Source organism: Bacteroides sp. (genome assembly GCF_029057325.1).
In the GTDB taxonomy this organism is placed as follows: Bacteria; Bacteroidota; Bacteroidia; order Bacteroidales; family Bacteroidaceae; genus Bacteroides.
Map to the genome: position 1 here is coordinate 1 of NZ_JAICZW010000112.1, position 8,088 is coordinate 8,088.

Annotated in this window: 4 protein-coding genes and 1 tRNA gene; 2 read left to right on the forward strand and 3 right to left on the reverse strand. The window is 49.0% G+C overall.

The features are described from left to right. Window positions 1-291 precede the first annotated feature (291 nt). Both K2G43_RS07015 and feoB read right to left on the reverse strand, forming a co-directional pair. Window positions 292-366: transfer RNA gene (locus K2G43_RS07015), tRNA-Cys, on the reverse strand. Between the two features lie 283 nt (window positions 367-649). Beyond that, window positions 650-3,121 (reverse strand): ferrous iron transport protein B, encoded by a 2,472-nt coding sequence (gene feoB, locus K2G43_RS07025; RefSeq protein WP_300153751.1) that lies wholly within the window; start codon window positions 3,119-3,121, stop codon window positions 650-652. A 483-nt stretch (window positions 3,122-3,604) separates the two neighbouring features. Here feoB and tilS point away from each other — a divergent pair, with 483 nt between their 5' ends. Continuing rightward, a complete protein-coding gene (gene tilS / locus K2G43_RS07030; protein ID WP_300153753.1) occupies window positions 3,605-4,876 on the forward strand; it encodes a tRNA lysidine(34) synthetase TilS in 1,272 nt (423 codons plus the stop codon). On the opposite strand, the gene K2G43_RS07035 is transcribed toward tilS, so the two are convergent. Further along, window positions 4,869-5,702: a 4Fe-4S binding protein gene (locus K2G43_RS07035; protein WP_300153755.1), complete on the reverse strand. Its 834-nt coding sequence runs from the start codon at window positions 5,700-5,702 to the stop codon at window positions 4,869-4,871. The two genes, tilS and K2G43_RS07035, sit on opposite strands and share 8 nt — an antisense overlap. A 289-nt stretch (window positions 5,703-5,991) precedes the next feature. Between K2G43_RS07035 and rho the strand changes: the two genes are divergently transcribed. After that, a complete protein-coding gene (gene rho, locus K2G43_RS07040) occupies window positions 5,992-7,962 on the forward strand; it encodes a transcription termination factor Rho (protein ID WP_300153757.1) in 1,971 nt (656 codons plus the stop codon). The last annotated feature ends 126 nt before the right edge of the window (window positions 7,963-8,088 follow it).

Genomic DNA, 8,088 nt, shown 5'->3' on the forward strand with positions numbered 1-8,088 from the left:
CGTTTCCATTGCAGTTCTTTTTACTTCTGCAAAGGTAAAAATTTCATCTCACATACACAGGTTTATTACCATGCGCCCAAATATCCGCCAACCTAAGTCTTGCCGTATCGAGCGCGATACTCTCGCGTCTCCTCTGAAGGCAATGCGTCATACGATTCTGCATTTAACGCTGCGGAATACACATCGGGCTACACCGCCCGATTCGTTTCAGATTTGACAAGGTAGTTAACTTACTGAAGCCAATATACGACAAAAGCTCCGGCCATTTCCGACCAGAGCTTTTCCCATGCTTGGAGGTACCTGGCAGATTCGAACTGCCGTACACGGTTTTGCAGACCGCTGACTAAGCCACTCATCCAAGGTACCATTTTTCAAGAACGCTTTATTTCTCGTTTGCGGTTGCAAAGGTAGAACATTTTTTTGAAACCACCAACTATCGGCAGCATTTTTTCTTCTTTTTTTTATATTCCTTATCGCAACCCGCCCGTTTTCGGTCGTATATACTTTTTTAATTCACAGCCACTTACGCACGTTTCGCACGGATTATTTTTTTTCCCGGCCCGGCTAAAAAAAGAACAGAGCCCTTTACCAATCCTCCCGACACAGAGCAATAACAACAAGGCAACAGCCCATTCCTGCCAACTACCCATCATAGAAACATACTTCCTACTTGATAAATCACAAAAGATGTCAACCATGCCAACACCGTAGTGTAAAGTCCCGTAAACAATGCCCATTTCCAACCGCCCGACTCTCCTTTTATCGCCGCCAACGTGGCTATACAGGGAAAGTATATCAATACAAACACCATATAACAGAAAGCCACCAACGGTGTTGTCGGAATGCGTTCGCCCAGACTTACGGCATCGGCTTCGGCATCGTCCGCATAAAGCACTCCGAGGGTGCTTACCACCAGTTCTTTCGCTCCTATGCCCGAAAGTATGCCGATTCCCAACTTCCAGTCGAATCCCAGCGGCTCGATGACCGGCTCCATCGCCTTGCCAATCCGGCCGATATAGGAATTCTCTTGCTGCTCCTCCACGCTTTCATAGCTATCATGGTTGGGGTAATAACCCAACGCCCAAATCACAATAGAAGCAACCATTATGACACCGCCCATCTTGCGAAGGTACTGCGCTCCTTTTTCCCACGTATGGCGGAAAATCGTTTTGGAAGTCGGCATACGATAAGGAGGAAGTTCCATCACAAATGGTGTATTATCTCCTTTCACCAAGAAACGGCAGAAGAGACGCGCCATGACCACCGCCAGCAAAATGCCGATGGTATAGATGACCAGCAAAACCATACTGGCGTTATTCGGAAAGAACGCCCCCACCAGCAACATGTAAATAGGAAGTCGGGCGCTGCACGACATCAACGGAGTGACAAGCATGGTGACCAATCTATTCTTGCGGTTCTCAATCGTACGCGATGCCATAATCGCCGGGACGTTACAGCCGAATCCCATAATCAGCGGAATGAACGACTTGCCGTGCAGCCCCATCTTGTGCATAATTTTATCCATAATAAAGGCGGCACGTGCCATATAGCCCGAATCTTCCATCAAGGAGATAAAGAAGTAGAGAAGCAGAATGTTCGGCAAAAAGACGATAACACCTCCCACACCGCCAATGATGCCATCCACCAGCAGGTCTTTCAGCGGACCTGCGGACATATTCCCCTTTATCAGCGCTCCCAACGCCTCGACCAGCCACTCGATACCCTGCATCGGATAGTCGCCCAAGACAAAAGTGCCTTCAAACATCAGATACAGGAAAAGGAAAAAGATGGGATACCCCCAAACACGGTGGGTCACAATCGAATCGATGATTTGAGTAGTGCGGGAAGCATCTTTATGGTTGTCCACGTATGTTTCACGCAATGCTCCGGTGATGAAACCGTATTTGGCATCGGTAATGGCCTGCTCACTTTCTTCGTCAATGGCCTTGCAAAGGCGCTTTGCCTCCCTGTCACGGACAGCCAACACCTCTTCTCCATTGGGCAGTCCGCACACCACCTTCTCCAAATCCCCATCGTTCTCCAACAACTTGATTGCCAGAAAGCGGGTTGAATACTTATGACGGATATTTTCGTTGGCACTAATGAGCCGTTTCACCTCCTCGATGCTTCGCTCCAGTTCCGGCCCGTGGTTGATGTGGATGTGGCGGTAAAAGCCTTGCGGGCGTTCACCTTCTTCTTTATGGCTTCCAAAACCATGGTCCGGGACATACTCTTTGTGCCAGTTGCGCATATCTTTCAGGATATCGGCATATACCTTGCCCTTCTTGTCAAGGAAGTCGCCCCCTTCGTACAGATTGATAATCAGGTGAAACAACCGGTCAATACCTTTTCCGGTACGTCCTACCGTAGGAAGCATCGGGACACCGAACAATTCTCCTAACTTTATATAATCCAACGTATTTCCGCTTGCTTCCAGCTCATCATACATATTGAGCGCAATCACCATGCGCACGTTCATGTCTATCAATTGGGTAGTGAGATAAAGGTTGCGCTCCAGATTGGAGGCATCCACCACGTTGATGATGATATCTGGCGTTTCATTGATGATATGGCGGCGCACATAAATCTCTTCGGGCGAATAGGCCGAAAGGGAATAGGTGCCGGGAAGGTCAACGATGCGGAAATGATATCCTTGAAAATCGAAATAGCCCTCTTTGGCATCCACGGTGACTCCGCTGTAGTTTCCCACATGCTCGTGCAGCCCGGAAGCGATGTTGAAAAGAGAAGTCTTGCCGCAATTGGGGTTTCCCACCAAAGCGACATTGATGGTGCGACGTTTCCCCAAAGCAAGGCGCTTCAGTTCGTCTTCGTTCAAACGCACTTCCTCACTCAAGCCTTTATGGTAATCGGGTTCCACGGATTGCTCTTTGGCTTCCTGTTCGCTGATAATCTCTATCATTTCAGCCTCCTGCCGCCGCAAAGAAATCTCATAGCCCAATACCTTATACTTAATAGGATCTCGCAACGGCGCATTCAATAATACCTCCACCGTCTTACCCTTAATAAACCCCATTTCCACAATCCGCTTGCGAAAACCACCGTGCCCCAGCACTTTTACGATAACACCTTTTTCACCGGTTTTCAATTCAGACAAACGCATACTCTTCTGCCTTTCTTTATTTTGAGCGCAAAGATAATGTTTCGGCACACATACTACAAACAATTTAGATTGTTTTTAAATAACGACAGAAAAAGAGGCCATTGGAGGAGTTATGTCTTTGAAGGAATTATCGGGAGCTATCGGTCGATAATTAGACCTCGTGTAAGCAGAACTATCAGCCTTTAACTCTCGAACAAAACTCCCTCCGGCAAAACATTTATGAAAAAATATCATTACAAAAAAGAATACTATCACCTCACTATTTTAGGGTGATACCCTCAGGTAACGATTGAGGCTGCCTCAGTCGTTATTTGAGGCACCCTCAGTCGTTACTTAAGGCTACCAAAGATAACGACTTTGCCTACCCCCTCCAGAAGTACTTCTAGAGCCGTTTTTTTGTTGAGATTCTTTAAATTCGCACTTTGTGGCATTTTTTGGCAAAATTCTCATTTCTTTACAGATGATTTACATTATCTTTGTGCCATGAAACAAAAAATTGCCCAATACATCAATCAGCACCGACTCTTTTTCCCGAAGGACAAGGTGCTTGTAACGTTAAGCGGCGGAGCCGATTCCGTAGCATTGCTGCGCCTGCTCCCGGTCATCGGATATACTTGCGAAGCAGCACACTGCAATTTCCATCTCCGAGGCGAAGAGTCCAATCGGGACGAGAATTTTGTCCGTCAACTATGTCAGGAGCAACAGGTCCCGCTCCACATCGTTCATTTCGACACGGAACGGGAAGCGAAAGAGAGACATATCTCCATCGAAATGGCCGCCCGGGAGTTGCGCTACGATTGGTTTGAAAAAGTACGGAAAGAGTGCGGTGCCACCGTCATCGCCACAGCCCATCACCAAGATGACAGCGTGGAAACATTGCTGCTCAACCTGATTCGAGGCACCGGAATCAACGGACTATGTGGGATACGCCCCAAAAACGGGAACATCGTCCGCCCACTGCTCTGCCTCGACAGAAAAGACATCACTGACTATCTGTCAGCCATCGGACAGCCGTATGTGACAGACAGCACCAACTTGCAAGACGAATATACACGCAACAAGATACGGCTGAACCTGCTTCCGCTGATGCGGGAAATCAATCCGTCCGTCAAAGAGAGCATCCTCAAAACCGCCGAGCATCTGAATGATGCCGCTTCCTTATATAAGGTAAGCATAGAAAACGCCAAACAGCGTGTCCTGACCCCGCAAGGCATACGCATCGATGCCCTGAAGCAAGAAGTGGCGGCAGAAACCGTCCTGTTTGAGATTCTGCATCCAATCGGATTCAACGCTTCCCAAATAAAAGATGTATATCGAAGTCTGGACGGACAACCGGGCAAGTCGTTCCGCAATGCCGACTGGCAGGTTGTCAAGGATCGCGAACTGCTGCTGATAGCGCCCTTGCAAGAAGCGTCCCGCCCCACATTGGAAATAAAGGAATACAGCTATACGCCGGAATTCGTCATTCCGCGCGACAAAGATACGGCCTGTTTCGATGCAGACAAACTCCCCTCTCCCTTGTCACTGCGACGTTGGAAGCAGGGCGACACCTTTGTGCCTTTCGGAATGAAGGGAAAGAAAAAAGTCAGCGACTACCTGACCGACCGCAAGTTCTCCCTCGTGCGCAAAGAACAGCAATGGCTGCTTTGCTGCGGAGACGAGATCGTCTGGCTGGTGGGAGAACGTGCGGACAACCGCTTCAGGATAGACAGCAACACCCGAAGAGTACTGGTAGCGACTGTCGTCACTAAATGATAATCCGGTTTTCTTTCTGTCTTTTGAAGCAATCGGCCAGCAGGGCGGCAAACGGTGTGTCGAAAGTGCGGGCTTTCTGCGGACACTTTTTCACACAGGCACAGCAGCGGATGCACTTTTCGGCATCGGTATGGCACTCGCCTCCCACCTCGATGGCGCCTGCCGGGCAATGTGCGGCACAAGCACCACAGTGGCTGCAACGTTCCGCATCGACCTCCGGCACACGGGGCATGGGCACGCCGCTTTTGCGGAGCTTCACCACCTTTCGCAAGAAGCGGAACAACGGGAAAAACGCCTGATGAGGACGCTGGATGCGACGGACATCAACGGCATAAAGCCTATCCATATCAGATGCGGCTTCCATCTTAGCCCGTATCTTGGCACCAAAAGTCTCCGCAAACCGCAAATCATCCGCATCCGGTCTTCCCACAGCGATGGGATGCCGCTCTGTGCTGTACGAATGTTCGCCGACAAACGTGGCACCGGCAATCACCTTGAATCCCCTTTCCGACACAAACGCGTCCAGCTCTGTCAGCGCTTTTTCATAGGCACGGTTGCCATAGACAACCACCAATGCCGCCGGAGCTCCGGAAGCACGGATGCCTTTCATACGCTCCAGTGCCATAGGCGCCACCCTGCCACCATATACGGGAACGGTAATCACCGTCAATGTGTCCGCGGGGATTTCCAATGAACCACCCGGGCATAGCGTCAAGTCCGTCTTAAGAGTTTCGGAAACGCCTGTTCCACGAACAATCGCCTCGCCCACTTGTTTAGAAGTATGGGTAGGCGAAAAAGTAATCAAATGAATCGCAGCTATCTTCATAACCTATATTTTTGATGATAATGAAGCAAAGATAAAAGTTTTAGAATTAAAAAAAAGACGATTTATTCAAGAAACTAAAAATAATGATTACCTTTGTGCCGTTGAAACACTCTGCTACTCCCTCGCTGAGGCAAGGATTGTCAGCCAGATTTCCGGTTCAACAACAAATATCCCTATAAAATATAAATATTATGAAGGTAAACTTGCCAAATTGTTCCAAACAATCATTGTAATTGCGCATTTATACCTTTTCAATAGATAAAATATTAAATAATCACACATATACTATATGTATAACATCATTCAACTGAACGACAAAAGTTTGTCGGAACTACAAGTTATTGCCCAAGAATTGGGTATCAAAAAAACAGACTCACTGAAGAAAGAAGAACTTGTTTACAAGATACTTGACGAACAAGCCATCGCCGGTGCCACCAAAAAAGTAGCCAACGACAAACTAAAGGAAGAACGCAAAGCAGAAAAGCAAAAACGTTCGCGGGTAACCATAAAAACAACCGTAAAGAAAGAGGGTGCGGACAAAGTGTTCTCCTCCAACCAGAACGGCAAACTGACCAAAACGGAAACAGAAGCAACACCCGCCGCCAAAGAGCAACCCCAAACCGCCGAAGCGCTTCTAGAAACCACAACCGCAACAGCCGCCCAAGAACCCGTCGCTCCCGCGCCCAAACGGAAGCCTGGTCGTCCACGCAAAGTGAAAGTGGAAGCTACCGAAGCTAAAAACGTCGAATCGCCTAAGATTGTTGAACCCAAATTGAATTTTGAAAGCCAAACAGAAACAACGACAAGCAAAGAAGTTGCCACAAACGAAAGCCCTATTCTGTCGGCAACTGAAACAGACTTCATCCCCATCGAAGACCTTCCGACAGAAAAGACAGAATTGCCTTCCGAACTTATCGGCAAATTTGAAGCGACCAAGGCCGAAGCCCCTGTGATGCCTACCCCGGCCTCCACAGACCCCCAACAACGTACGCGCATCCGCCAACGTGACAATAACAACAATACGAACAACCGCAACAACCATGCCCAACAACGTCCGGCACAACAACACTATGACGGAGAGAACAATCCGGCCACTCCCGAACGCAGACCCATGGCAGAGCGTGAGAAAGCATACGAATTTGACGATATCCTCAACGGAACCGGCGTATTGGAAATCATGCAGGATGGCTACGGGTTCCTCCGTTCCTCCGACTACAACTACCTCTCTTCACCCGATGATATTTACGTATCACAATCACAAATCAAACTGTTCGGTCTGAAGACCGGTGATGTGGTAGAGGGTGTGATTCGTCCGCCCAAAGAAGGAGAAAAGTATTTTCCGCTGGTGAAGGTCTCTAAAATCAATGGCCGTGATCCGGCTTTCGTACGCGACCGTGTACCGTTCGAGCACCTCACTCCCCTTTTCCCGGACGAAAAGTTCAAGCTGTGCAAAGGCGGTTACTCCGACTCTCTGTCTGCCCGCGTAGTCGATCTCTTTGCCCCCATCGGCAAAGGCCAGCGTGCCCTGATTGTGGCACAGCCCAAGACCGGTAAGACCCTCTTGATGAAAGACATCGCCAACGCCATCGCAGCCAACCATCCGGAAGTCTATATGATTATGTTGCTCATCGACGAGCGTCCGGAAGAGGTTACCGACATGGCACGCACCGTCAATGCCGAAGTCATCGCCTCCACCTTCGACGAACCCGCCGAACGCCATGTGAAGATTGCCGGCATTGTACTCGAAAAGGCCAAACGCATGGTAGAGTGCGGACACGACGTGGTCATCTTCCTCGACTCCATCACGCGTCTGGCACGTGCTTACAACACCGTGTCTCCGGCTTCCGGCAAAGTGCTCTCAGGTGGTGTGGATGCCAATGCGCTGCACAAGCCTAAACGCTTTTTCGGAGCGGCACGCAACATCGAAGGCGGCGGTTCGCTGACCATTCTCGCCACAGCCCTGATTGACACCGGTTCCAAGATGGACGAAGTCATCTTTGAGGAATTCAAGGGTACGGGTAACATGGAGCTGCAACTTGATCGCAACCTCTCCAACAAGCGTATCTTCCCCGCTGTCAACATCGTTGCTTCCAGCACCCGCCGTGATGACCTGCTGCAAGACAAGCAGACACTGGATCGCATGTGGATTCTGCGCAAGTACCTTGCCGACATGAATCCGATGGAAGCCATGGACTTCGTAAAAGACCGTTTGGAGAAAACCAAAGACAATGACGAGTTCTTGATGAGCATGAATAGTTGAATAAGATAAAACCATCGGAAAAGATACGTTCTTGATTAATATGCAAAAGGAGGGTGTGTCAAAACTGGCATATCCTCTTTTTTTATGTTCAAAGCCCAGACTTTCCCAAGCCCGGGCTTTGTTTTT

Bases quoted from the DNA above. Each gene is read 5' to 3' on its own strand.
- K2G43_RS07035 (WP_300153755.1), bottom strand. From the start codon at position 5,702: ATGAAGATAGCTGCGATTCATTTGATTACTTTTTCGCCTACCCATACT.
- feoB (WP_300153751.1), bottom strand. From the start codon at position 3,121: ATGCGTTTGTCTGAATTGAAAACCGGTGAAAAAGGTGTTATCGTAAAA.
- rho (WP_300153757.1), top strand. From the start codon at position 5,992: ATGTATAACATCATTCAACTGAACGACAAAAGTTTGTCGGAACTACAA.
- tilS (WP_300153753.1), top strand. From the start codon at position 3,605: ATGAAACAAAAAATTGCCCAATACATCAATCAGCACCGACTCTTTTTC.